This is a genomic window from Niallia endozanthoxylica, assembly GCF_008710145.1.
GTDB lineage: Bacteria > Bacillota > Bacilli > Bacillales > Cytobacillaceae > Bacillus_BD > Bacillus_BD endozanthoxylica.
In genome coordinates this window covers 1-22,998 of sequence record NZ_VYKL01000065.1, presented here as the reverse complement: position 1 = coordinate 22,998, position 22,998 = coordinate 1, and the positions used below count along the sequence as shown (strand labels likewise).

Annotated in this window: 22 protein-coding genes; all 22 read left to right on the top strand. The window is 38.8% G+C overall.

What is annotated here, in order from left to right:
- Positions 1 to 80 precede the first annotated feature (80 nt).
- The 22 genes from F4V44_RS26220 (at position 81) to lysS (ending at position 22,672) form a co-directional block, all read left to right on the top strand.
- Positions 81 to 1,691 carry a putative polysaccharide biosynthesis protein gene (locus F4V44_RS26220; protein ID WP_150442925.1) on the top strand — a complete coding sequence of 537 codons (1,611 nt, stop codon included), beginning with the start codon at positions 81 to 83 and terminating at the stop codon, positions 1,689 to 1,691.
- A gap of 5 nt (positions 1,692 to 1,696) precedes the next feature.
- Positions 1,697 to 3,154: a bifunctional methyltransferase/pyrophosphohydrolase YabN gene (locus tag F4V44_RS26215; RefSeq protein ID WP_150442924.1), complete on the top strand. Its 1,458-nt coding sequence runs from the start codon at positions 1,697 to 1,699 to the stop codon at positions 3,152 to 3,154.
- A 14-nt stretch (positions 3,155 to 3,168) separates the two neighbouring features.
- On the top strand, positions 3,169 to 3,435 hold the full coding sequence (locus tag F4V44_RS26210) for an RNA-binding S4 domain-containing protein (RefSeq protein WP_150442923.1): 267 nt from the start codon (positions 3,169 to 3,171) through the stop codon (positions 3,433 to 3,435).
- Between the two features lie 327 nt (positions 3,436 to 3,762).
- The gene (gene yabP / locus F4V44_RS26205) at positions 3,763 to 4,065 is read left to right on the top strand and encodes a sporulation protein YabP (RefSeq protein WP_150442922.1); all 303 of its coding nucleotides are present in this window, start codon (positions 3,763 to 3,765) and stop codon (positions 4,063 to 4,065) included.
- On the top strand, positions 4,062 to 4,703 hold the full coding sequence (gene yabQ, locus F4V44_RS26200; protein ID WP_150442921.1) for a spore cortex biosynthesis protein YabQ: 642 nt from the start codon (positions 4,062 to 4,064) through the stop codon (positions 4,701 to 4,703). The genes yabP and yabQ overlap by 4 nt, the downstream gene beginning before the upstream one ends.
- Positions 4,704 to 4,717: 14 nt before the next feature.
- Entirely contained in the window at positions 4,718 to 5,119 is a 402-nt protein-coding gene (locus tag F4V44_RS26195) for an FtsB family cell division protein (protein WP_150442920.1), read from the top strand.
- An 84-nt stretch (positions 5,120 to 5,203) separates the two neighbouring features.
- Entirely contained in the window at positions 5,204 to 5,713 is a 510-nt protein-coding gene (locus tag F4V44_RS26190) for a S1 domain-containing RNA-binding protein (protein WP_150442919.1), read from the top strand.
- A 345-nt stretch (positions 5,714 to 6,058) separates the two neighbouring features.
- Positions 6,059 to 8,536, top strand: coding sequence for a stage II sporulation protein E (gene spoIIE / locus F4V44_RS26185; RefSeq protein WP_150442918.1), 2,478 nt, complete (start codon positions 6,059 to 6,061; stop codon positions 8,534 to 8,536).
- Between the two features lie 180 nt (positions 8,537 to 8,716).
- Positions 8,717 to 9,454, top strand: a complete 738-nt coding sequence (locus F4V44_RS26180) for a VWA domain-containing protein (protein WP_150442917.1) — start codon at positions 8,717 to 8,719, stop codon at positions 9,452 to 9,454.
- On the top strand, positions 9,423 to 10,451 hold the full coding sequence (locus F4V44_RS26175; RefSeq protein ID WP_150442943.1) for a serine/threonine protein kinase: 1,029 nt from the start codon (positions 9,423 to 9,425) through the stop codon (positions 10,449 to 10,451). The genes F4V44_RS26180 and F4V44_RS26175 overlap by 32 nt, the downstream gene beginning before the upstream one ends.
- A gap of 152 nt (positions 10,452 to 10,603) precedes the next feature.
- The gene (gene tilS, locus F4V44_RS26170) at positions 10,604 to 11,992 is read left to right on the top strand and encodes a tRNA lysidine(34) synthetase TilS (RefSeq protein ID WP_150442916.1); all 1,389 of its coding nucleotides are present in this window, start codon (positions 10,604 to 10,606) and stop codon (positions 11,990 to 11,992) included.
- A gap of 121 nt (positions 11,993 to 12,113) precedes the next feature.
- Entirely contained in the window at positions 12,114 to 12,653 is a 540-nt protein-coding gene (gene hpt, locus F4V44_RS26165) for a hypoxanthine phosphoribosyltransferase (protein ID WP_150442915.1), read from the top strand.
- A gap of 134 nt (positions 12,654 to 12,787) precedes the next feature.
- The gene (ftsH, locus tag F4V44_RS26160) at positions 12,788 to 14,752 is read left to right on the top strand and encodes an ATP-dependent zinc metalloprotease FtsH (protein ID WP_150442914.1); all 1,965 of its coding nucleotides are present in this window, start codon (positions 12,788 to 12,790) and stop codon (positions 14,750 to 14,752) included.
- 123 nt (positions 14,753 to 14,875) lie between these two features.
- Positions 14,876 to 15,658: a type III pantothenate kinase gene (locus tag F4V44_RS26155; protein WP_191090872.1), complete on the top strand. Its 783-nt coding sequence runs from the start codon at positions 14,876 to 14,878 to the stop codon at positions 15,656 to 15,658.
- Positions 15,659 to 15,752: 94 nt separating this feature from the next.
- Positions 15,753 to 16,631 carry an Hsp33 family molecular chaperone HslO gene (gene hslO / locus F4V44_RS26150; protein WP_150442912.1) on the top strand — a complete coding sequence of 293 codons (879 nt, stop codon included), beginning with the start codon at positions 15,753 to 15,755 and terminating at the stop codon, positions 16,629 to 16,631.
- Positions 16,632 to 16,767: 136 nt separating this feature from the next.
- The gene (gene cysK, locus F4V44_RS26145) at positions 16,768 to 17,697 is read left to right on the top strand and encodes a cysteine synthase A (protein WP_150442911.1); all 930 of its coding nucleotides are present in this window, start codon (positions 16,768 to 16,770) and stop codon (positions 17,695 to 17,697) included.
- A 340-nt stretch (positions 17,698 to 18,037) separates the two neighbouring features.
- On the top strand, positions 18,038 to 18,886 hold the full coding sequence (gene folP / locus F4V44_RS26140; RefSeq protein WP_150442910.1) for a dihydropteroate synthase: 849 nt from the start codon (positions 18,038 to 18,040) through the stop codon (positions 18,884 to 18,886).
- The gene (gene folB, locus F4V44_RS26135; protein ID WP_150442909.1) at positions 18,867 to 19,232 is read left to right on the top strand and encodes a dihydroneopterin aldolase; all 366 of its coding nucleotides are present in this window, start codon (positions 18,867 to 18,869) and stop codon (positions 19,230 to 19,232) included. Before folP ends, folB begins: the two co-directional genes overlap by 20 nt.
- A complete protein-coding gene (gene folK / locus F4V44_RS26130) occupies positions 19,229 to 19,756 on the top strand; it encodes a 2-amino-4-hydroxy-6-hydroxymethyldihydropteridine diphosphokinase (RefSeq protein WP_150442908.1) in 528 nt (175 codons plus the stop codon). Before folB ends, folK begins: the two co-directional genes overlap by 4 nt.
- A complete protein-coding gene (locus F4V44_RS26125) occupies positions 19,708 to 19,929 on the top strand; it encodes a helix-turn-helix domain-containing protein (protein ID WP_150442907.1) in 222 nt (73 codons plus the stop codon). The genes folK and F4V44_RS26125 overlap by 49 nt, the downstream gene beginning before the upstream one ends.
- Before the next feature lie 22 nt (positions 19,930 to 19,951).
- Positions 19,952 to 20,947, top strand: coding sequence for a tRNA dihydrouridine synthase DusB (dusB, locus tag F4V44_RS26120; RefSeq protein WP_150442906.1), 996 nt, complete (start codon positions 19,952 to 19,954; stop codon positions 20,945 to 20,947).
- Between the two features lie 240 nt (positions 20,948 to 21,187).
- Positions 21,188 to 22,672, top strand: a complete 1,485-nt coding sequence (gene lysS, locus F4V44_RS26115) for a lysine--tRNA ligase (protein WP_150442905.1) — start codon at positions 21,188 to 21,190, stop codon at positions 22,670 to 22,672.
- Positions 22,673 to 22,998 lie beyond the last annotated feature (326 nt).

Sequence of the window (22,998 nt, the reverse complement as noted above, 5' to 3'; positions counted from 1 at the left end):
ATAATTACTGTCGAATTTAACTTCATAAATAAAGGATATCTTAGGTGGATGCCTCGAGTTTAATTGAAAGGAGATGGGCAATGCAGCCCAAAAATCAAGGAAAATATCTATTTAGAGGAACGCTTATTTTAACAATGGGTGCGCTTTTTACAAAAATATTAAGTGCCTTCTATCGAGTTCCCTTTCAAAATATTGTGGGGGATGTTGGCTTCTACATATACCAGCAGGTTTATCCCTTTTATGGAATAGCGGTTGTATTGTCTACATATGGATTTCCAGTTGTTATTTCTAAATTATATACGGAAGAAATCATGAAGGAAAAGCAGGGCAATATAAGGCAATTATTCATAGTGTCGATGCTTTTCCTATATGGTTTTGGTTTCTTATGCTTTTTATTTCTATTTATAGGCTCTAATTGGTTAGCTCAGTATATGAAGGATCCTCAGCTTGCCCAATTATTGCAATTAATTGCTTTTGTTTTTCTAATTATGCCGATGATTTCTCTCTTTAGGGGGTTTTTTCAAGGTTCTGGTTATATGCTTCCAACCGCCGTTTCACAGGTTGGGGAGCAACTAATCAGAGTGGTTACGATATTGATTTCAGCGGTCTTCCTTGTTCGTTTTCAATATTCGCTGTATACCGTCGGCAGCGGAGCTGTGCTTGGCTCCATCACTGGAGGAATAACTGCTGCGCTTATTTTACTATTCTTTTGGCTGCGAATTCGAAAAAAGGAACCAATCAGTAAAATACATTATTTCCATCAAAGCGGAAGAATTCTAAAAGCCTTCTTTCTTCATGCTTTCCCCGTTTGTATCAGCAGTATGCTTCTTATATTGCTTCAATTAGCTGATTCATTAAACTTGTTTTCTCAACTAGTTGCATCAGGTATAGAAAGTGAGCAGGCGAAGGAGTTAAAAGGGATATATGACCGAGGTCAGCCGCTTATTCAGCTTGGGACTATTGTTGCAACGTCAATGTCCTTATCATTGGTTCCGCTTATTACAAAAGAAAAGTTACAGAACAATTCCGGGGTCCTGAAGGAGAAAATCCAACTATCTTTAAAATCGAGTATATTGGTTGGGGTTGGGGCAACAATGGGATTGTGGGGCATTATAAAGCCAACAAATATGATGCTTTTCGAAAATACAGATGGATCTGATGTCTTAGCTGTTCTTGGGGCTTTAATATTCTTTGGCTCAATTATTATGACGGTTACGGCTATTTTACAGGGGTTAGGTTATACCCTATTCCCAGCGGTAATCATACTTGCCGGATTTCTGATGAAGTATATGCTAAACCTTTTGCTTATTCCAAAGCTGGGTACGATGGGAGCGGCTATAGCATCTGTTACCTCTTTAGCGGTGATTTTAGTTGTATTTATGGCTAAGCTACATACAATTATGGGAGAAATTATTATTAATAAACGCTTTCATACAGTAATACTTGCTGCTGGCATATGTATGCTGACGGTACTGAGCGTCTATTTATATGCTACTGATTTTACGTACAGGCTGGGCTTTTCAGACAGGCTTACTGCCAGTATCCAAGCATTAAGTGCTGTCATCCTTGGGGGATTAACCTATATAGTGATGATTCTTAGGTCAAATGTATTTAAAGAGAGTGAACTTTCCTTATTGCCGTTTGGCAGTAAGCTGATTATGTTCTTACCTAAGAGAAAAAGGAGAGATTAAGGGTTATGAAGAAACTATATATTGTCGGTCTTGGCGCCGGGGATCTTGACCAGATTCCTTTAGGTGTTTATAGACTTCTTAAGAGCGGGAAGCCGGTATTCTTGCGGACAAAGGAACATCCTGTTGTGAGTGAGTTGGAGAAAGAGGGATTCCAATACCATTCCTTTGACTCCATCTATGAAAAAAATGAACAGTTTGAAGCAGTCTATGAAGAAATTTGTGAAACCTTGCTATCTATGAAAAATTATGAAGAACTTATTTATGGTGTTCCTGGCCACCCTCTTGTAGCAGAAAGAACCGTTCAGCTTTTATTAAAAAGAGGTAAGGAAGTCGGCATCGAACTTGAAGTAATAGGGGGACAAAGCTTCTTAGATGATATTTTTACAGCTTTACATATTGATCCGATTGAGGGTTTTCAATTATTAGATGCAACGGACTTAAAGCTCGCGGAAATTCAACTAAGACAGCATATACTAATCGGACAAGTATATGATTCCTTTATGGCATCAAACGTAAAGCTTACTTTTATGGAAAGGCTTCCGTATAATTATGATGTATATATCGTAACGGCAGCAGGAAGTAAGGAAGAAAGCATCCGCAAAGTCCCGCTGGTTGAGCTTGACCGTGAAACGGAATTAAGCAATTTAACCTCTGTCTATATTCCGCCTGTTACGGATGACACCATCTTATATAAAGACTTTAATAAGCTAAGGGCGATTATTGCTGAGCTAAGAGGACCAAATGGTTGTCCTTGGGATTTGAAGCAAACCCATGAATCTTTGAAAAAGTACTTGATTGAAGAGACATATGAGGTCATTGAAGCCATTCAAGAAGGGGATATCGATCATCTTGTCGAAGAATTGGGTGATGTGTTGTTACAGATTCTGCTTCATGCTCAAATTGGTGAGGATGATGGTTATTTTTCAATTGATGATGTGATAGAGGGGCTCTCAGCTAAAATGGTACGCCGCCATCCGCATGTCTTTGGGGATAGGATAGCCGAAACGGCAGAGGATGTCGTGAAGAATTGGCAGGAAATCAAACAGGAAGAAAAAGGTGAAAAGCCAACCTCTATCTTGGGGGAAGTTGGAACATCACTGCCGACCATTCTTCGTGCCTTTGAGCTTCAGAAAAAGGCGGCCAAAGTTGGCTTTGATTGGCCTGATGTCAGCGGTGCATGGGAAAAGCTGAAAGAGGAAATAGGGGAGTTTGAGCAGGAAATCAAGGATGGCAGTAATGAACAAGCGGTGAAAGAGTTTGGCGATATTTTATTTGCGCTTGTGAATATTGCTCGGTTCTATGACATTAATCCTGATGAAGCTTTATTTATGACGAATCAAAAGTTTATTCGCCGTTTTCATTATATAGAGGAAAAAGTGGAAGAGAGTGGTAAGCCATTTACGGATTATCAGCTAAAAGAGCTTGATCATTTTTGGGATGAGGCAAAAAAAGCTGGATTATAAAAGGGAGTGTAAGTATGCGTTTAGATAAATTTTTAAAAGTGTCAAGGTTAATAAAAAGACGGACGTTGGCTAAGGAGGTCTCCGATCAGGGTCGTATCACGATAAACGGTATCCAGGCAAAAGCCAGCACTAACGTCAAAGTTGGTGATGAATTAACGGTTCGTTTTGGACAAAGAGTGGTTACCGTTAAGATTGAAAAGCTTCAAGAAACAACAAGAAAAGAAGAAGCTGCTGGAATGTACACAACAATTAAGGATGAGAGAATTCCAGAAGAATTTTAATAATAGAAAGGTTAAGGCGGCTTGTCTAGTCTAGGCAAGCCGCTTCCTCTTTTCATCGATACTAGCTCCAGCGGCTAGACTCTCGGGGTCATAAGCTGTGACGATGAGAAGGTTAAAGAACAACCTTCTCCCCGTCCCATCTTATGCCTGTCGGACTTGTACAGGATGTACTGACATCGACGTTCGCCACAGGACGTGGCGGCCTTTAGTCGATGTTCCTTAAAAGATCCGCTTCCGCTTTTCATAAATCGTGTTGGTGTTCTAAATCCATCATTCTTTCATAAACATGTACAAAAAGGTTGTACAAAATGATTGTGAGGGATGGGAATGAATCAATTTTATGATAGTAATACTTCCAAAGGAACTGTCCAAGAGCATGATGTGATTATGAGAGGGAGAAGGTTGCTGGACATTACAGGGGTTAAACAGGTGGAAAGCTTTGATAACGAAGAGTTTTTATTAGAAACGGTTATGGGCTTTTTAGCTATTAAAGGGGAGAACCTGCAAATGAAGAACCTTGATGTTGATAAAGGTATTGTATCGATAAAGGGAAAAGTATTTGATCTGGTTTACATTGATGAACAGCATGGAGATAAGGCTAAAGGTTTCTTTAGCAAATTATTTCGATGACATTAACGACTCAATTCATGACTATGCTGGCAATGATCGGCATGGGGACTTATTTTGGAGCGGCTCTTGATACTTATAACCGATTTCTCCAGAGGAGTAAACGAAAGAGCTGGCTTATCTTTATCAATGATATTTTATTTTGGACCTTTCAAGGTTTATTCATTTTTTATGTACTATTTCATGTAAACCAGGGAGAATTACGATTTTATATATTTCTTGCCTTATTATGCGGCTTTGCAGCCTACCAAAGTCTGTGTAAACAAATTTACTTGAGATGTTTGGAATGGCTGATTTCGTTCGTTATTTCAGTATCCCGCTTTATTGTAAAGCTTTTCCGTATACTGATATATAAACCTATCCTGGCACTTATCAGTACGATTATTACAACCGTTATTATGATTGGTAAGGGTCTATTCGTTTTATTAAAAACCTTATGGAAATGCGCAGTGTTTACAATTATCATACTATTAAAGCCAATAAAGTGGATTTTCCTACTTTTTTGGAAACTATTCCCCAAACCCCTTAAAAAATACGTCGAGAAGTTATATAATGGACTGGCAGGAAAATGGAGACCAGTAAAGAATACTATTAAGAACGTGATTGCAAAATGGAAAAAAGGCAATAAAGGCAATAAGTAAGGAGGGTTGCGTAAGTGGGTGCCATTAAGGAACGCAATATTGCCAAACTTCAGACAGACTATGTATTGCAGCAAGAAGAGAGTCAAATCAGTTCAGCAAGACGAAAAAAGGTTGTATTCAGAAGGCTATCAGTCTTTTTCGGACTTGCTATTATTATATCATATTTGATGATCTCGACACTCATTTCACAAAACTCTGTACTTGCTGAAAAGGCGGAAGAAAAGAAGCAGCTGCAAAAGGAGCTTGTCTCCTACCAGCATGAAGAAGAGCTTCTGCAAGAAGAAATAAAAAAATTACAGGATGATGACTACATCGCCAAATTGGCTAGAAGTGAATACTTTCTTTCCGAGGATAATGAAATAATCTTTACACTCCCTGAAGCAGAGGGGGCAGGGAAGGGAAAAACAACCAATTGAGGCTGTGTTGCACTCTTTCTTTCTATTTTGTATAATATAGTATAAGTATGATTTTGCATATTTTTAAGGAGGAAATTTCTTTTTATGTCAATCGAAGTAGGCAGCAAGTTACAGGGAAAGGTAACAGGAATTACTAATTTTGGAGCATTTGTGGAGCTGCCGGAAGGCTCAACCGGTCTTGTTCACATTAGTGAGGTCGCAGATAACTATGTCAAGGATATTAATGATCATCTTAAAGTCGGCGATGTAGTCGAAGTTAAGGTCATTAATGTAGAAAAGGATGGAAAGATTGGTCTTTCTATCAAAAAGGCAATAGATAGACCGGACAGACCGGAAAGACCAGAAAGAACGGACAGACCTAGCAGACCGGACAGACCGATGAGAAATGACAGAGGTGACAGAGGTGACTCAAGGGGAGGCCACTCTGGACGTCCGCGTCATGGTCAGGGAAGATCCAATGATAATCACCGAGCTCCTAAAGAGAATTTTGAGTCAAAAATGGCACGCTTTTTAAAGGATAGTGAAGATCGGTTATCTTCTCTAAAGCGTCATACAGAATCCAAGCGTGGGGGAAGAGGCGCTAGAAGAGGGTAATTTGCTGCTGATTTCTATATACTAGCAGGGTATCGTTCGTGTTCCCTATATTACAGGCAAATCCATTTACTGGGTTTGTCTTTTTGTTTACTAATACCTCTTTTTATAAAGAATTAAATGAATGTAGAATAGAAAGAATCCTGTCACACAAAAAGACAGGATTTTTTAGCATATAGTAAATATCTGCTGCATGAGCACTTAATATACAGGTTTCTCCTGTTATTTTTAGACTTTTGGTGGAATTGAGTCGAATGAAAAAAAGGGGCTTGTCCGCCATTTTGACAAACTTCTAAAGCTCCCGTCTATATAATGAATGTAAAATACTTAGGCAGGGAGTGAAGCTGCGTGGAAAAGGTGGAGCGGAATTTCATGGATCCGATCAGGGACGTTAACTTTGCGAAATCTAAAATAAAGTTGGCCAACCCCTTTACTAATTTTCAAGCAAAGATGGAAACCTTTTTTCTAAAAAAAGGCTACATCCTCTTATTGATAGGCTTTTTACTTGGACGTTCATTAATTTTAGCTAAATTAACTCCATTTAGTGTTCCTTTTTTTGCTGCTGTATATCTCGTAAGAAAGGATCGGGCGCCATTAGCATTAATCGGTCTTATTGCAGGAGCGGCTACTCTTTCTGTTGCCGATGCAGTCTCTACCTTTGTGTTGACGGTGCTATTTTTGCTCTCCTATAAAGCTACGAAAAGGTGGCTGAAAAATGAGGTCAAAGTCGTTCCGTTTTATGTATTTTTTGTTCTGTTTTCCGGTAGCTTAGTGGAAGGTTACATTGTATCTGGTAAGTTTACATTGTATGAGCTAATGATGGCGGGGATAGAATCAAGTTTAGGTTTTATTTTAACTCTAATTTTTTTACAAGGACTTCCTTTATTATCTATTTCAAAACGCAGACAGTCATTAAAGACTGAGGAAATTGTCTGTTTAATTATTTTACTTGCTTCTGTCATGACTGGAACGATTGGTTGGACAATGTATGATATCTCTGTTGACCACGTATTGGCACGATATCTTGTTCTGTTATTTGCTTTTGTTGCTGGAGCAACAGTTGGGTCCACTGTTGGGGTTGTAACGGGTCTCATCTTTAGTTTGGCCAGTATTTCCAGCTTTACACATATGAGTCTATTAGCCTTTTCAGGTCTTCTGGGAGGTCTATTAAAAGAGGGGAAAAAGGTTGGCGTCTCAATTGGGCTATTGATAGCGACTTTATTGATTGGTATGTATGGAGATGGCAATGCAGCTTTAGTTAAAACAATCCTGGAATCAGCGGTAGCCATAGCGTTACTATTTCTAACCCCTAAAACACTCACTTCAAAGCTGGCAAAATATATCCCAGGTACTCTAGAACATTCACAAGAGCAGCAGCAATATATGAGAAAGATGAGAGATGTGACATCGCAAAGGGTAGCGCAGTTTTCCCATGTATTTCAGGCTCTTTCTAATAGCTTCAATCATCAGAGCGAACCGACAGAATGGAATGAGACTGATAGAGAGCTAGATTACTTTTTGAGTAATGTAACAGAAAAAACATGTCAGCTTTGTCATCGCAAGGAACAATGCTGGACAAGGAACTTTAATGAAACATATGAATTTATGAAAGAAATTATGCTTGATATGGAGCAAAAAGGCGGAGAAGTTTCTCAAAAATTATATAGGGAGTGGGGAGTTCACTGCGTCAAGCCGAAAAAGGTTGTGGAAGCAATGCAGCAAGAATTAACCTACTATCAAGCCAATCAAAAATTAAAAAGGCAGGTAAAGGAGTCTAGAAAACTAGTAGCGGATCAATTATTAGGTGTGTCTGAAATTATGGGTAACTTCGCAAAGGAAATTCAGCGGGAAAGAGAAAATCATCATAAGCAGGAAGAGCTTATCCTTGAAGCGATGCAGGATTTTGGTATTGAGATTGAACAAGTGGAGATTTACAGTCTTGAACAAGGGAACGTAGATATTGATATGACCATACCTGACTATCAGGGGCATGGGGAATGTGAAAAACTCATTGCACCGATTCTTTCGGATATATTAGGCGAGACAATTATTGTAAATTCAGAGGAAATATCTCCATTTGGACATGACTACTGCCATGTGACTTTCCGATCCGCCAAGGCATATTCTATAGAGGTTGGTGTGGCCCATGCAGCAAAGGACGGCGGCTTAATTTCAGGAGACAGCTATTCTACAACGGAACTAGGCTGTGGAAAATACGCCATTGCAATTAGTGATGGAATGGGCAATGGAGAGCGGGCCCATATTGAAAGCCAGGAGACGCTGCAGCTCCTAGAAAAAATTCTTCAATCTGGAATCGAGGAAAGAGTTGCGATCAAATCGGTTAATTCCGTTCTATCCTTACGAACAACGGACGAAATCTTTTCTACCTTAGACTTGGCAATGGTAGATTTACAAAATGCATCCGCGAAGTTTTTAAAAATTGGTTCCACTCCAAGTTTTGTTAAAAGGGGTAATAAAGTCTTGAAAATACAAGCAAGCAATCTGCCAATGGGAATCATCGAGGATTTTGAGGTAGATGTTGTGAGTGAACAGCTAAGGGCTGGCGATCTTCTCATTATGATGAGCGATGGCGTGTTTGAAGGTCCAAAGCATGTAGAAAACCACGACTTGTGGATGAAACGGAAAATAAAAGAGTTAAAGACAGAAGAGCCTCAAGGAATAGCTGATGTCATTATGGAAGAGGTCATTAGGTCGAGATCAGGGTATATTGATGATGATATGACCGTTGTAGTGGCAAAAGTTAAACATAATACTCCAAAATGGGCGTCTATTCCTGTTCCTCAGTTTAAACAGAAGGCTAATTAATGAATTTGCATACTGTTGTATAAAGGCCATTCGTGTACGTGTCCACTAAGTGATTCATTCTGAATTAAACTTAGTGCCGCATATACGAATGGCCTATTATCATTCTAACTAAACAGCTTATGTATAAATTCCTTCCTTATCGTCGAAAATGGTAACATTTCAGATTTGGAGGGGAACTTGATGAAGACAGGTACGTTAAAGCAAATTTTATTGATAACGGATGGTTGCTCAAATCAAGGAGAAGATCCCATTGCAATGGCTGCACTGGCAAAGGAGCAAGGAATTACAGTAAATGTAATAGGTGTAATGGATCAAGATGTAATCGATGACCAGGGGATGAAAGAAATTGAAGGTATTTCTATGGCTGGCGGCGGTGTTAGTCAGGTTGTCTATGCCCAAAACCTTTCACAAACCGTTCAGATGGTTACGAGAAAGGCAATGACACAGACCCTCCAAGGGGTTGTGAATAAAGAACTGCAGCAAATACTTGGCCGCTCACATACGTTAGAAGATCTTCCGCCGGAAAAAAGAGGAGAGGTAATGGAGGTGGTAGATGAGCTTGGAGAGACAGTCGAACTCGAAGTGCTTATCCTTGTTGATACAAGTGCTAGTATGAAGCAGAAGCTGCCAACAGTTAAAGAGGCTCTTCTTGACTTATCCTTAAGCCTGAATGCTCGGTCTGGAGAAAATCGATTTTCTGTGTTCGTATTTCCCGGGAAAAAGAATGAAGTAGATAAATTATTAGATTGGACGCCGCGGCTTGGGTCTTTGACAGATGTATTTTCAAAATTATCGACAGGAGGAATTACACCAACAGGACCTGCCATTAATGAGGCGCTGCAATATTTCAAGAAAAAACGTTCGCTAAGGAGTCTGCTTTCTCGTGATGATGAATCATTCTATGAAGAATCAGTATAACGTGAAACCTGGGACAATCATTGAAGGCAAATGGCATAAACACCGTTATATCATTTTAAAGGAATTGGGGTTCGGAGCCAATGGCATTGTGTATCTTGCACAGCGACAACAGGAATATGTCGCACTTAAAATGAGTGATAATGGGATGTCTATTACGTCTGAGGTGAATGTGCTTAAATCCTTTGCAAAGGTCCAGGGATCTGCCCTTGGGCCTTCTTTGCTTGATGTAGATGATTGGGAACATAGTAAAGGACAAATTTCATTTTATGTAATGGAGTATATACAAGGGCCGGACTTTATGTCCTTTATTGAGCAGAAGGGTCCTTCTTGGCTTCCTGTACTCATTCTGCAGCTTTTGTCAGACTTAGAGAAGCTCCATGATAGCGGATGGGTATTTGGTGATTTAAAGCCGGAGAACTTAATTGTAACAGGTCCTTCGCCAAGAATACGCTGTATTGATGTAGGCGGCACGACAATAAAGGGAAGGGCGATAAAGGAGTATACGGAATTCTTTGACAGGGGGTATTGGGGACTTGGTTCAAGAAAAGCAGAACCAAGCTACGATTTATTTGCCGTTGCGATGATTATGATTAACGCAGTCTTTCCAAAACGGTTTTCGAAAACAACGGGTGGGATTATCCAGCTTCGTAATCAATTGAAACAAAGCAAGGTTTTGCAAAAATTTGAAGCAGTAATTATCGATGCACTTGAAGGACGCTATCATTCAGCTAAAGAAATGCGCAATGATTTAATAAAAACGATTAGTCATGATAGCGCAAACCGTCGAAGGACTTCAAGACAAACAAATGCAGGGAGCACTGCCAATGGTCAGACAATGAATCAACAAACACAATCAAGAGTAAAAGTGGGAGCCAGCCGGCAAGTACAGCAAAAAAAGCAGAAAAAGCAGAAAAAGGGCGGGATGGTCGAAACGTTTTTACTAACAGTTGTTATTCTATTATTTTATGCGTTCTATATATTTGGTCAATTAATATAGCAGAAAGTATAAAAACAGGTATGACATGCAGATTTCGTATAATTTAGGCGAAAAATTTATAAGGCTTGTCCTTTGGTTACCAGTTAGAAAAATGGTATGCTTAATATAAGACAAAAGAACTTAAAGACGATATTTGTGGCAGGGAAAAAGTAATGATAGAAGAGAAAGTAGACCGTTTTTTAAAACAAAAGCATTTTGCGTTGACTGGAAAAAGATTTCTTGTTGGTGTATCAGGAGGTCCGGATTCTTTAGCGCTTTTACATCTATTGAGTGAAAAACAGAAGCAGCAGAATTTTTATATAGTTGCTGCACATGTTGACCACATGTTTAGAGGAGAAGAATCCTATAATGAAGCGAAGTTTGTGGAGGACTTCTGCAATAAACGGCAAATACCTTTTACAATGAAGAGAATAAATGTCCCGGAGTATATAAAAAGGACGGGAAAAAGCTCGCAAGTTTCCTCGAGAGAGTGCCGCTATGAATTCTTTGCTGAAGTGATGAATGAATATCAGCTTACACACGCTGCATTAGCTCATCATGGTGATGACCAGATTGAAACAATCTTAATGAGATTAACACGAGGAAGTTCAGGATCATCGAGGGCTGGTATCCCCTTTATTAGACCCTTTAAGGACGTTTTTATTGTTAGGCCGTTTTTATGTCTCAGCCGGAAAGAAATTGAGCAGTATTGTTCGGATCATGAATTAAATCCTCGTCGAGACCCCAGTAATGAAAAAGATGTCTATCTTCGAAATAGATTTCGAAACCATGTTGTTCCTTTTTTAAAACAGGAAAACGAACATGTACATGAGCAATTTCAACGTTTTAGCGAAGAACTGCAGCAAGATGAAGCGCTGCTGCAGGAATTAACAATTAAAAAAATGAATACAGTATGGAAAGTGAAACAAGATAATAAAATAACTATTGATATAGATACCTTCCAGGCAATGCCAATTTCTTTACAAAGGAGAGGCGTTCAACTAATATTAAACTATCTATATAAAAAAAGGCCCGCATCCTTATCAGCGATACATATTGAACAATTTTTCATACTTATTAAAGGGGACAATCCCTCTGGCAGTTTGGATTTTCCATCCGGTTTGAAGGTGAAACGATCTTACCGCCTATGTCACTTTGTTTTCAACGCTGATACAAAGGGAGGATTTTATATAGAGTTCGATCAACCGGGAGAATATATATTGCCAAATGGAGACAGTATTTCCTTCAAATATACACATCATGAGGAAAGCTCAAAGGATGCCATTCTTTTAAATAAAAAGGATGTATCTCTTCCAATTATCGTTAGAACAAGAGAACCAGGGGATCGAATGAGCTTAAAAGGTATAGAAGGGACAAAAAAGATTAAAAGCATTTTCATCGATCAGAAAATACCAATTGATGAGAGAGACAGCTGGCCGGTCGTAACAGATGGACAAAACCGAATCCTCTGGCTGCCGGGATTGAAAAAATGCAAAGAGTCAACGGTGATAAATAAGGATATGGATTATATTCTTATCACATATAAAAAGCAAATCGAATAGTGCTTTATCAAAAGGGCTTGGATAAACAAATATCGAATGGAGAAAACTTTTGATAAAGGCTGAGAAATGTAATGATTGATATACATCATTATGCAATGATCATCTAGGGGGCATACTAAATATGAAAAATGATATTGAAAGTGTATTAATATCCGAAGAAGAGCTTCAAAATAAGATAAAAGAATTGGGTGCACAGATAACGGAGGATTATCAGGATAAATTCCCGCTTGCGATTGGTGTTCTTAAGGGTGCTGTGCTATTTATGGGCGACCTTCTTAAACGGATTGATACTCACCTTGAAATGGACTTCATGGATGTTTCAAGCTACGGAAACGCTATGGTTTCCTCTGGAGAGGTGAAGATATTAAAGGATTTGGATACATCTGTTGAAGGTCGTGATGTTCTAATCATCGAGGACATTATTGACAGTGGCTTAACGTTGAGTTATTTAGTTGAGTTATTCCATTATCGTAAAGCGAAGTCAGTAAAAATTGTTACACTGCTTGATAAACCAACAGGTCGCAAGGCAGATATAAAGGCCGATTATGTAGGATTTATTGTTCCAGATGCCTTTGTTGTCGGATATGGTTTGGATTATGCAGAAAAATACCGAAACCTTCCGTATATAGGTGTTTTGAAGCCACATGTATACAGTAATTAATAGGTAATAACATTTTTATATACATTTTTTATAACAATAGTAGTTATTGGCTTTAGAAGTGTAATTTCTTGTATTACCATGATTTTCTATGGTACTATACACTATAGTTTGTTGACCGTGGGAGGAGGCAAGGGATGAATCGGATTTTCCGTAATACCATCTTTTATTTATTAATTTTTCTAGTCATTATAGGCGTAGTAAGTTTCTTTAATAGTGGTAATCAACCGACAGAAAATATGACGTATGATACGTTTATAGAGCATCTTGAGAATGGTGATGTAACCTCTTTAACTACGCAGCCTGAGCGTGGAGTTCTCGAGGTTAGAGGGCAGCTAAAGGGGTATGAAGAAGGTAAGTATTTTATCACTTATGTATCTAATACAGATAGCGAGATAGAACGAATCAATTCTTTGGCCGCTGATTTAAAGCTTGAAAAGATGCCGGCTAAAGAAACAAGCGGATGGGTAACATTCTTTACATCTATTATTCCGTTTGTCATTATCTTCATTTTATTCTTCTTCCTGCTTAATCAAGCCCAAGGCGGCGGTAGCCGGGTAATGAATTTTGGTAAGAGTAAAGCAAAGCTGTATAGCGAAGATAAGAAAAAGGTTCGCTTTAAAGACGTAGCAGGCGCAGATGAAGAAAAGCAAGAACTTGTTGAAGTAGTTGAGTTTTTAAAGGACCCAAGAAAATTCGTTGAACTTGGTGCTAGAATTCCGAAAGGGGTACTCCTTGTGGGACCTCCTGGTACAGGTAAAACATTGCTTGCCCGTGCAACAGCAGGTGAAGCAGGAGTTCCTTTCTTCTCTATAAGCGGTTCGGACTTCGTTGAAATGTTCGTTGGGGTAGGAGCTTCACGTGTTCGTGATTTATTCGAAACAGCGAAGAAAAATGCACCGTGTATTATTTTCATAGATGAAATTGATGCGGTTGGACGTCAGCGTGGCGCGGGACTTGGCGGAGGTCATGATGAACGTGAGCAGACGCTAAACCAATTGCTTGTTGAAATGGATGGGTTTGGCGGAAATGAAGGAATTATTATCATTGCTGCTACAAACCGTGCTGATATCCTAGATCCAGCTCTTCTTCGTCCGGGACGTTTTGACCGTCAAATTACAGTTGACCGCCCAGATGTAAAAGGCCGTGAAGCGGTATTGAAAGTACATGCACGCAATAAGCCATTAGCTGATGAAGTCAACTTAAAGGCCATTGCACAGCGCACACCTGGTTTCTCAGGAGCAGACTTGGAAAACCTTTTAAACGAAGCTGCGTTAGTGGCGGCACGCCGTGATAAGAAGAAAATTGATATGTTAGATATTGATGAGGCAACAGACCGAGTGATTGCAGGACCTGCGAAAAAGAGCCGAGTTATTTCCGAAAAGGAAAGAAAAATTGTTGCTTTCCATGAAGCTGGACATACTGTTATTGGGTTAATGCTTGATGAAGCTGAAATTGTTCAAAAGGTGACGATTGTCCCTCGTGGTCAAGCAGGCGGCTATGCTGTTATGCTTCCTAAGGAAGACCGTTACTTTATGACAAAACCTGAACTTCTAGATAAGATTACCGGACTTCTTGGCGGTCGTGTTTCAGAAGATATCGTGTTTGGTGAAGTAAGTACTGGTGCTCATAATGACTTCCAACGTGCAACCGGAATTGCACGCAGAATGGTAACAGAGTTTGGAATGAGCGACAAGCTTGGTCCCCTTCAATTTGGACAGTCTCAAGGAGGTCAAGTATTCTTAGGACGCGACTTCCATAATGAGCAAAACTATTCAGATGCCATTGCATATGAAATTGACCTTGAAATTCAACGTATTATAAAAGAATGCTATGAAAAGGCCAAAAAGATACTTACAGAAAACCGCGATAAACTAGACGTCATTGCTAATACTTTACTTGACGTGGAAACATTGGATGCAGAACAAATTAAACATTTGGCTGATCATGGAACACTTCCGAATCGAAAAGTAGTTGATGCTTCTACTGAAAATGTAAAGGTAACAATCAGTAAAAAAGATGATGAGACTGGAACTGAAGAAAAGAATCTAGATGCTGAAAAGCCTGCTGTGCAGGATGAGAACCTAGATAAACGTTCTTAAGTATATAAAAAGGCGCTCCTAAACGGGCGCCTTTTTGTGTAGAGTGAATAATTCACTTTGTTGACAATTATGTTATGATGTTTGCAGAATAAAAAGATCTTAAGGAAACCGTGGTGAATAGTGATGATTTTTGTTTTTGACGTAGGAAATACAAATACTGTTTTAGGCGTATATAGAGGAGAAGAGTTAATCCATCATTGGAGAGTGGAGACACATCGTAATCGAACAGAGGATGAGTATGGAATAGTAATAAAGTCTCTATTTGATCATGTGAACCTTAAATTTTCCGATATTGATGGAATTATTATTTCTTCTGTTGTGCCTCCTATTATGCTTGCCTTGGAAAGAATGTGTCACAAATATTTCCATATTAAGCCGTTAGTTGTGGGCCCAGGCGTAAAAACTGGATTGAACATAAAATATGAAAATCCAAGAGAGGTCGGTGCAGACCGAATTGTTAATGCAGTTGGGGCTATACACGAGTACGGGAGCCCATTAATTATTGTTGATTTTGGGACGGCTACGACCTACTGTTATATTAACGAGGATAAGGAATATTTAGGCGGTGCTATTGCTCCTGGAATAGGTATTTCAACAGAAGCCTTATATACACGTGCGGCTAAGCTTCCAAGAATTGAGCTTGTACAACCGGATGGAGTAATAGGTAAAAATACCGTTTCAGCCATGCAGTCAGGAATCCTTTACGGCTATGTCGGCCAAGTAGAGGGAATTGTCAACAGAATGAAAGCAGAAAGTAAACAGCCTCCAACTGTTATCGCAACAGGAGGACTGGCAGGTCTTATTTCTAAAGAATCAACGGTCATTGATATTGTAGACCCATTTTTAACTTTAAAGGGATTAAGACTTATTTATAAACGAAATGTGGAGAATCTAAAGAATAGTTAAGATCAATTAAGGTGCATGTAAAGCGATAGCGTCTACCTTCTCGAGTTACACGGGTAGGCAAGGCGCATTTGCTTTTCGTGAAAGGAGTATATAGATGGAAGATTATTTAGTAAAAGCCCTTGCTTTCGAGGGGCAGGTACGTGCTTATGCTGTTCGCAGCACAGAAACAGTAAGTGAGGCTCAGCGTCGCCATTATACTTGGCCAACAGCATCTGCTGCATTAGGGAGGACGATGGCGGCCACTGTTATGATGGGTGCGATGTTATCTGATGAGCAGAAATTAACTGTTAAAATTGAAGGGGACGGCCCAATCGGTCATATATTAGCAGATGCAAATGCAAAGGGAGAAGTAAGAGGGTATGTTTTGAATCCTCAAACACACTTTGATTTAAATGAGCACGGAAAATTAGATGTAAGAAAAGCTGTGGGTACTTCTGGTGCGCTGACTGTTGTCAAGGATATTGGTATGCGTGACTTTTTCACGGGGCAGGTGCCGCTTGTTTCCGGAGAATTAGGGGAAGATTTCACTTACTATTTTTCCTCCTCAGAACAGGTTCCTTCCGCTGTTGGTGTCGGAGTACTTGTTAACCCTGATAATTCAATATTAGCTGCCGGTGGTTTTATTATTCAGCTAATGCCAGGTACATCTGATGAAACCATTAGTTTTATAGAAAAACGTCTGACAGAGATTCCTCCTGTATCAAAGCAAATTGAAAGAGGTTTGACTCCTGAGGAATTGTTAACTGAGATTTTAGGCAGTGAAAATGTTAAGTTTCTTGAAAAGATGCCTGTTTCTTTTACTTGTACATGCTCGAAGGAGCGATTTGGTAATGCAATCATTGGGCTCGGTAAAGAGGAGATTCAGGATATGATTGATACGGATGGTCAAGCGGAAGCGCACTGCCATTTTTGCAATGAAAAATATCTATATACTGCTGAAGATTTAGAGGTTTTAAAGCGGGAGGTTATTTAAAGTTACCCCTATTTAACAGGTTTTTCTAAAAAAGTTAAACAATTCCGATAAAAGTGGTTGACATTTAGTATAAATAGAGTTAAATTTAAAATAATTAATCCAATAAAACTACTCGGGATATGAAAGGGTGCTTAACATGGTACGTATTGCAAATTCAATAACTGAGCTAATCGGTCAAACACCAGTTGTTAAACTAAATCACATCGTTGATGAAAACAGTGCAGATGTTTATTTAAAATTAGAATATATGAACCCTGGAAGCAGCGTAAAGGATCGTATTGCCTTAGCAATGATTGAAGCTGCTGAAGCTAGCGGTAAATTAAAAAAGGGCGATACTATTATTGAGCCTACAAGCGGAAACACAGGAATTGGTTTAGCATGGGTTGCTTCAGCTAAAGGTTATAAAGCAATTTTAGTAATGCCTGAAACAATGAGTATGGAACGTCGTAACCTTCTTCGTGCATACGGTGCAGAGCTTGTGTTAACACCGGGTCCTGAAGGTATGAAAGGTGCGATTGCAAAAGCAAATGAACTTGCTGAAAAGCATGGATATTTCTTGCCGCAGCAGTTTGAAAACGAAGCAAATCCAGAAATCCACAGAAATACAACTGGTAAAGAACTAGTTGAACAATTCGGTGACCAACTAGACGCTTTTGTATCTGGTATTGGAACAGGCGGTACAATTACTGGTGCTGGTGAAGTATTACGCGAAAAATATAAAGATATCAAGATTTATGCAGTAGAACCAGTTGACTCACCAGTTCTATCTGGAGGTAAACCAGGTCCGCATAAAATCCAAGGTATTGGTGCAGGATTTGTTCCATCAGTATTAAATACTGAAATTTATGATGAAATTATTAAAGTTTCAACAGATCAAGCATTCTCAGCTGCTCGCCGTGCAGGACAAGAAGAAGGAATCCTTGGCGGAATCTCTGCTGGAGCTGCGATTCATGCTGCTCTAGAGGTTGCTAAGAAGCTTGGCAAAGGCAAAAGAGTGGTTGCTATCATTCCTGATAATGGTGAACGTTATTTAAGTACTGCACTATATCAATTTGATGCTGAATAATATAAATAAAGAAGGGGCTATCCTTTATGGGAAAGCCCCTTTTTTGTTTTTTTGGCTTTGTCTATTAACAGTGTTGCTTTTTAATGATCGTTCGTATGAATAACGAGCGATGATGTAAATATTTGCGGGGCTTTTTGCGTAAATTGCTCAAAGATATATACAATAAAAATTAATTATCGACAAAAAACAACCGTTTATTGGATGGTCGTTTTGTTAAAAAAGCTGATTTTTCTTTTTTTCACGGTTATAATATCATAAAATGAGTAGAGAAGATGTAAATCATAGCAAATTCAAACATTAGAATACAGATTATGAATATTCATGTTATTGGGGTGTTTATATGTCGAATAAGACGATTCAATGCGGTTCATTTACGCTTGATTATGAAAAAAAATCATTAATAATGGGCGTATTGAATGTCACACCGGACTCCTTTTCGGATGGCGGTAAATACAATGAAATAGATCGAGCTGTTGAACGAGCTCAAGAATTGGTTGAGAACGGCGCAGATATTATTGATATTGGAGGAGAATCAACACGGCCTGGTTATACTCCTGTTTCCGTTCAGGAAGAACTGGATCGTGTCCTTCCGGTTATTGAAGCCATTTCAAAGGCTGTCTCAGTGCCTTTATCAATTGATACCTTTAAAGCTGCAACAGCAAAGGCGGCGATAAAAGCTGGTGCTCATATTATTAATGATATATGGGGAGCAAAAGCAGACCCTGATATGGCTAGTGTTGCAGCTGAATTAGAAGTGCCGATTATTCTTCAGCATAATCGGGAAAATCCAAACTATCAATCATTTTTCCGTGATTGCTTGAATGATATTTATGAAAGTATTGCGATTGCGAAAAATGCAGGTGTTAAGGATGAGAATATCATTTTAGACCCGGGAATTGGTTTCGCTAAAGATATGCAAAAGGATCTCGAAATAATGAGGAATTTGGATACGTTTGTAGCATTAGGATATCCAGTTCTTTTAGGACCTTCCCGCAAGCGAATGATTGGAGGAGTACTGAATCTTCCTGTGGACGAGCGTGTGGAAGGAACTGGTGCCGCTGTTTGTTTTGGCATACAGAAAGGGTGCCAGATTTTCCGTGTTCATGATGTAAAAGAAATCAGCAGAATGGCTAAAATGATGGATGCTATGATGGGGAAGGTAGATGTAGTTGGATACAATTTATCTTAATAAAATGACATTCTATGGTTACCATGGGGTTTTGCCTGAGGAAACAAGGCTCGGACAACTATTTCATGTTGATTTAAGAGTTGAAACAGACTTAAAGCTGGCCGGGAAAACGGATAATCTGGAGGAATCCATCAGTTACGTTGATTTGTTTGAAGTATGTCAATCGATTGTCGAAGGAGAGCCATTTAAGCTCATTGAAGCTGTAGCGGAAAAAATTGCAGATGAAATACTAGGGCAATTTAAAAAAGTGTTTGCTGTTACAGTAAAAGTAATTAAGCCTAATCCTCCCATTCCAGGTCATTATGAATCTGTTGCAGTCGAAATTACAAGGAGCCGCCCTATATGACTCACACAGCCTATCTTTCCCTAGGGTCCAATATGGGAAATAGAATGAATAACCTAAAAGAAGCATTGAAAAGACTGCAAGGTGATTATCCAGTTACAGTGGTAAATGTTTCTTCTGTTTATGAAACAGACCCCGTTGGATATGAAGAGCAAGATTTATTTTTGAACATGGTAGCGCAAATAAACACTACATTGTCGCCTTATCAACTGTTGGAAGCTTGTTTGCAAGTAGAAAAAGGTCTTGGGAGAAAAAGGGAAATTCACTGGGGTCCAAGAACGGTTGACCTTGACATTTTGTTGTATAATGACGAGAATATTATAACTGAGATGCTTGTTGTTCCTCATCCTCGTATGCATGAAAGGTCATTTGTTATGATTCCATTAGTAGAAATTTCCCCTGACATCCTGCTTCCAAAATTTAAACAGCCTTTATATGAAATAGCAGATCAGTTATCTGATAAAGAAGGGGTACGAGTATGGAAAGAGAAAAATGGGGAAGACGTATTCGAGCTTTTCGAAAATTAAAGGGGTTTACACAGGAGAGTTTTGCTAAGGAATTAGGGGTATCTGTTTCAGTATTAGGGGAAATTGAAAGAGGAAACCGGATGCCGAGCCAAGAAATTATTGAAAAAATAACCGATGTGTTGAATATAAGCAGAAATGAATTAAGGCCGCTAGAGGAAAATCAATCAGTATAGAAATACTAGCAGGAGGTAGTGCATGTTAAAAATAGGCGATATTGTTATGAAGAACCCAATTGTATTAGCTCCAATGGCTGGTGTTTGCAATTCCGCTTTTCGTTTAACGGTAAAGGAATTTGGTGCAGGGTTAGTTTGTGCCGAAATGGTTAGTGATAAAGGGATTTTATATAAAAATAAGAAAACGATGAATATGTTATATATGGATGAAGGGGAAAAGCCACTTAGCCTGCAAATCTTTGGCGGCGAAAAAGAATCGCTTGTTGAAGCGGCAAAATTTGTTGATAAGAATACAAATGCCGATATTATTGATATTAATATGGGTTGCCCAGTACCAAAGATTACTAAGGTAGATGCAGGAGCGAAATGGCTTCTTGATCCAAATAAAATTTATGAAATGGTTGCTGCTGTTGTGGATGCAGTTGATAAGCCTGTAACAGTGAAAATGCGTATGGGCTGGGATGAGGAACATATCTATGCAGTGGAAAATGCACAGGCTGTTGAACGTGCTGGCGGAAGTGCTGTTGCACTGCATGGTCGTACCCGCTATCAAATGTACGAAGGAAAATCAAATTGGGATATTATCCGTCAAGTAAAACAATCTGTTGGTATTCCGATTATTGGAAATGGAGATGTGCAAACGCCTCAAGATGCCAAGCGTATGCTTGAAGAAACAGGCTGCGATGGTGTGATGATTGGCAGAGCTGCGTTAGGAAATCCATGGATGATTTATCGTACAGTAAAATATTTAGAAACAGGCGAACTAATGGAGGAACCATCTGCTCGTGAAAAAATTGATGTATGTATTCTGCACCTCGATCGTTTGATTGATTTGAAAAACGAGAATATTGCAGTGAGAGAAATGCGTAAGCATGCGGCTTGGTATTTAAAGGGAATCCGCGGGAATGGTGAAGCTAGAAATGCTATTAACGAGTGCAACACAAGAGAAGAGATGGTTTCCTTGTTAACTAGTCTTGTATCGGATGAAGAAGTAGAAATGCAAAAGCAAGTAGGATAATATTCTTGTTTTTAAATATTGAATCAGAAAGTGGTAATACAGAAAAACTGCCGGGTTAAGTAACGGCAGTTTTTCTGTATTAACCATGTTTGTTTCTCTATTTAAGGCTTTTATTTTAGAAGTTTTACGTTAAAACTTTTACGAAAGCAATAGTTTGTGTAAAATGGTATAGTATGCAAAAATTAGCTGATACAGAAGTAACACTAACATAAACAGATTCAATTTAGGAGATGAACAATAATGAGTCATGAAGAATTAAATGACCAGTTACAAGTAAGAAGGGAGAAGCTGGCTCAATTACGTGATAAAGGATTAGATCCGTTTGGTAAACGATATGAACGTACTCATCTTGCATTGGAGTTAAAGGAGCAATATGAGGTGCTTGAAAAAGAAGAGATAGAAGAAAAGGATATTTCGGTTACAATTGCAGGCCGTATCATGACAAAACGCGGAAAGGGTAAGGCAGGATTTGCTCATATCCAGGATTTAAGCGGTCAGATTCAAATCTATGTTAGGCAAGATGCGGTTGGAGACGAGCAATATGAGATTTTTAATATTGCTGATTTAGGTGATATTGTCGGCATCACTGGTAAGCTTTTTAAAACAAAGGTCGGAGAATTGTCAATTAAGGCAAATAATTTTGAACTGCTCACTAAATCATTACGTCCTCTTCCAGATAAATTCCATGGTCTAAAGGATGTTGAGCAGCGTTACCGTCAGCGCTATCTAGACTTAATTATGAGCGAAGAGAGCAAGGATACATTTGTTGCAAGAAGCCGTATCATTCGTTCTATTCGCAATTATCTTGATCAAAATGGTTATTTAGAGGTAGAAACACCAATGATGCATGCGATTGCCGGAGGAGCTGCAGCCCGTCCGTTTATTACACATCATAACGCACTAGATATGGAGTTATTTATGCGAATAGCAATCGAACTCCATTTGAAGCGTCTAATTGTCGGTGGACTTGAAAAGGTTTATGAAATCGGCCGTGTATTCCGTAATGAAGGGGTTTCTACAAGACATAATCCTGAATTTACAATGATTGAGTTATATGAAGCATATGCTGATTACCGTGACATTATGGCATTAACAGAGAACCTTGTTGCGCATGTAGCACAAGAGGTATTAGGAACTACTAAGATTCAATACGGCGACTATGAAGTAGATTTAACACCGCAATGGAAGAGACTTCATATGGTTGATGCAATTAAGGAATATACAGGAGTAGACTTCTGGAACGTAAGTGATGTTGAAGAAGCTAGACGATTGGCTAAGGAACATAATATTGAAATTAAAGATGCTATGGAGTACGGTCATATTATTAATGAGTTCTTTGAGCAGAGAGTCGAAGATAAATTAATTCAGCCTACTTTCATCTTTGGGCATCCTGTTGAAATTTCACCTCTTGCTAAGAAAAATGATGAGGATCCGCGTTTTACTGACCGATTTGAGTTGTTTATCGTAGGACGTGAGCATGCAAATGCCTTTACTGAGTTAAATGACCCTATTGATCAGCGTGAACGTTTTGAGGCGCAGCTAAAAGAACGTGAACAAGGAAACGATGAAGCCCATATGATGGATGATGACTTTATTGAAGCGTTAGAATACGGAATGCCTCCAACAGGCGGATTAGGAATTGGTATCGACCGTTTGGTTATGCTTTTAACAAATTCTCCATCTATTCGTGATGTATTGTTATTCCCATTAATGCGTCACAGATAATTTAAAAGTAAATAAGCCATTTTCTTTATAAATATTTGTTTTCCTGGGTATTTTAAAGAAAATGGCTTTTTAACTTTCTAGAGGGAAATGAAAATTAAGAGCGTTTTATATTATTGGAAAGAAAAATTTAAAAGTATGTTGCATTCTACTTTCTATAGTGATATATTAATAAACGTCGCTGTTGAAGCGATGAAAATACATCAAAGTATTTTTTAAAAGAGTGTTGACATTTATGGATACCTTTGGTAATATAACTAAGTCGTCAACATTCGACAATATTATTGCTCTTTGAAAACTAAACAAACAAAAACGTCAACGTTTTAACT

Bases quoted from the DNA above. Each gene is read 5' to 3' on its own strand.
- hpt (WP_150442915.1), top strand. From the start codon at position 12,114: ATGAAAAATGATATTGAAAGTGTATTAATATCCGAAGAAGAGCTTCAA.
- ftsH (WP_150442914.1), top strand. From the start codon at position 12,788: ATGAATCGGATTTTCCGTAATACCATCTTTTATTTATTAATTTTTCTA.
- folK (WP_150442908.1), top strand. From the start codon at position 19,229: ATGACTCACACAGCCTATCTTTCCCTAGGGTCCAATATGGGAAATAGA.
- F4V44_RS26180 (WP_150442917.1), top strand. From the start codon at position 8,717: ATGAAGACAGGTACGTTAAAGCAAATTTTATTGATAACGGATGGTTGC.
- F4V44_RS26155 (WP_191090872.1), top strand. From the start codon at position 14,876: ATGATTTTTGTTTTTGACGTAGGAAATACAAATACTGTTTTAGGCGTA.
- F4V44_RS26215 (WP_150442924.1), top strand. From the start codon at position 1,697: ATGAAGAAACTATATATTGTCGGTCTTGGCGCCGGGGATCTTGACCAG.
- lysS (WP_150442905.1), top strand. From the start codon at position 21,188: ATGAGTCATGAAGAATTAAATGACCAGTTACAAGTAAGAAGGGAGAAG.
- folP (WP_150442910.1), top strand. From the start codon at position 18,038: ATGTCGAATAAGACGATTCAATGCGGTTCATTTACGCTTGATTATGAA.
- F4V44_RS26175 (WP_150442943.1), top strand. From the start codon at position 9,423: ATGATGAATCATTCTATGAAGAATCAGTATAACGTGAAACCTGGGACA.
- F4V44_RS26220 (WP_150442925.1), top strand. From the start codon at position 81: ATGCAGCCCAAAAATCAAGGAAAATATCTATTTAGAGGAACGCTTATT.
- F4V44_RS26190 (WP_150442919.1), top strand. From the start codon at position 5,204: ATGTCAATCGAAGTAGGCAGCAAGTTACAGGGAAAGGTAACAGGAATT.
- F4V44_RS26210 (WP_150442923.1), top strand. From the start codon at position 3,169: ATGCGTTTAGATAAATTTTTAAAAGTGTCAAGGTTAATAAAAAGACGG.
- cysK (WP_150442911.1), top strand. From the start codon at position 16,768: ATGGTACGTATTGCAAATTCAATAACTGAGCTAATCGGTCAAACACCA.
- hslO (WP_150442912.1), top strand. From the start codon at position 15,753: ATGGAAGATTATTTAGTAAAAGCCCTTGCTTTCGAGGGGCAGGTACGT.
- dusB (WP_150442906.1), top strand. From the start codon at position 19,952: ATGTTAAAAATAGGCGATATTGTTATGAAGAACCCAATTGTATTAGCT.
- yabP (WP_150442922.1), top strand. From the start codon at position 3,763: ATGAATCAATTTTATGATAGTAATACTTCCAAAGGAACTGTCCAAGAG.
- tilS (WP_150442916.1), top strand. From the start codon at position 10,604: ATGATAGAAGAGAAAGTAGACCGTTTTTTAAAACAAAAGCATTTTGCG.
- yabQ (WP_150442921.1), top strand. From the start codon at position 4,062: ATGACATTAACGACTCAATTCATGACTATGCTGGCAATGATCGGCATG.
- F4V44_RS26125 (WP_150442907.1), top strand. From the start codon at position 19,708: ATGGAAAGAGAAAAATGGGGAAGACGTATTCGAGCTTTTCGAAAATTA.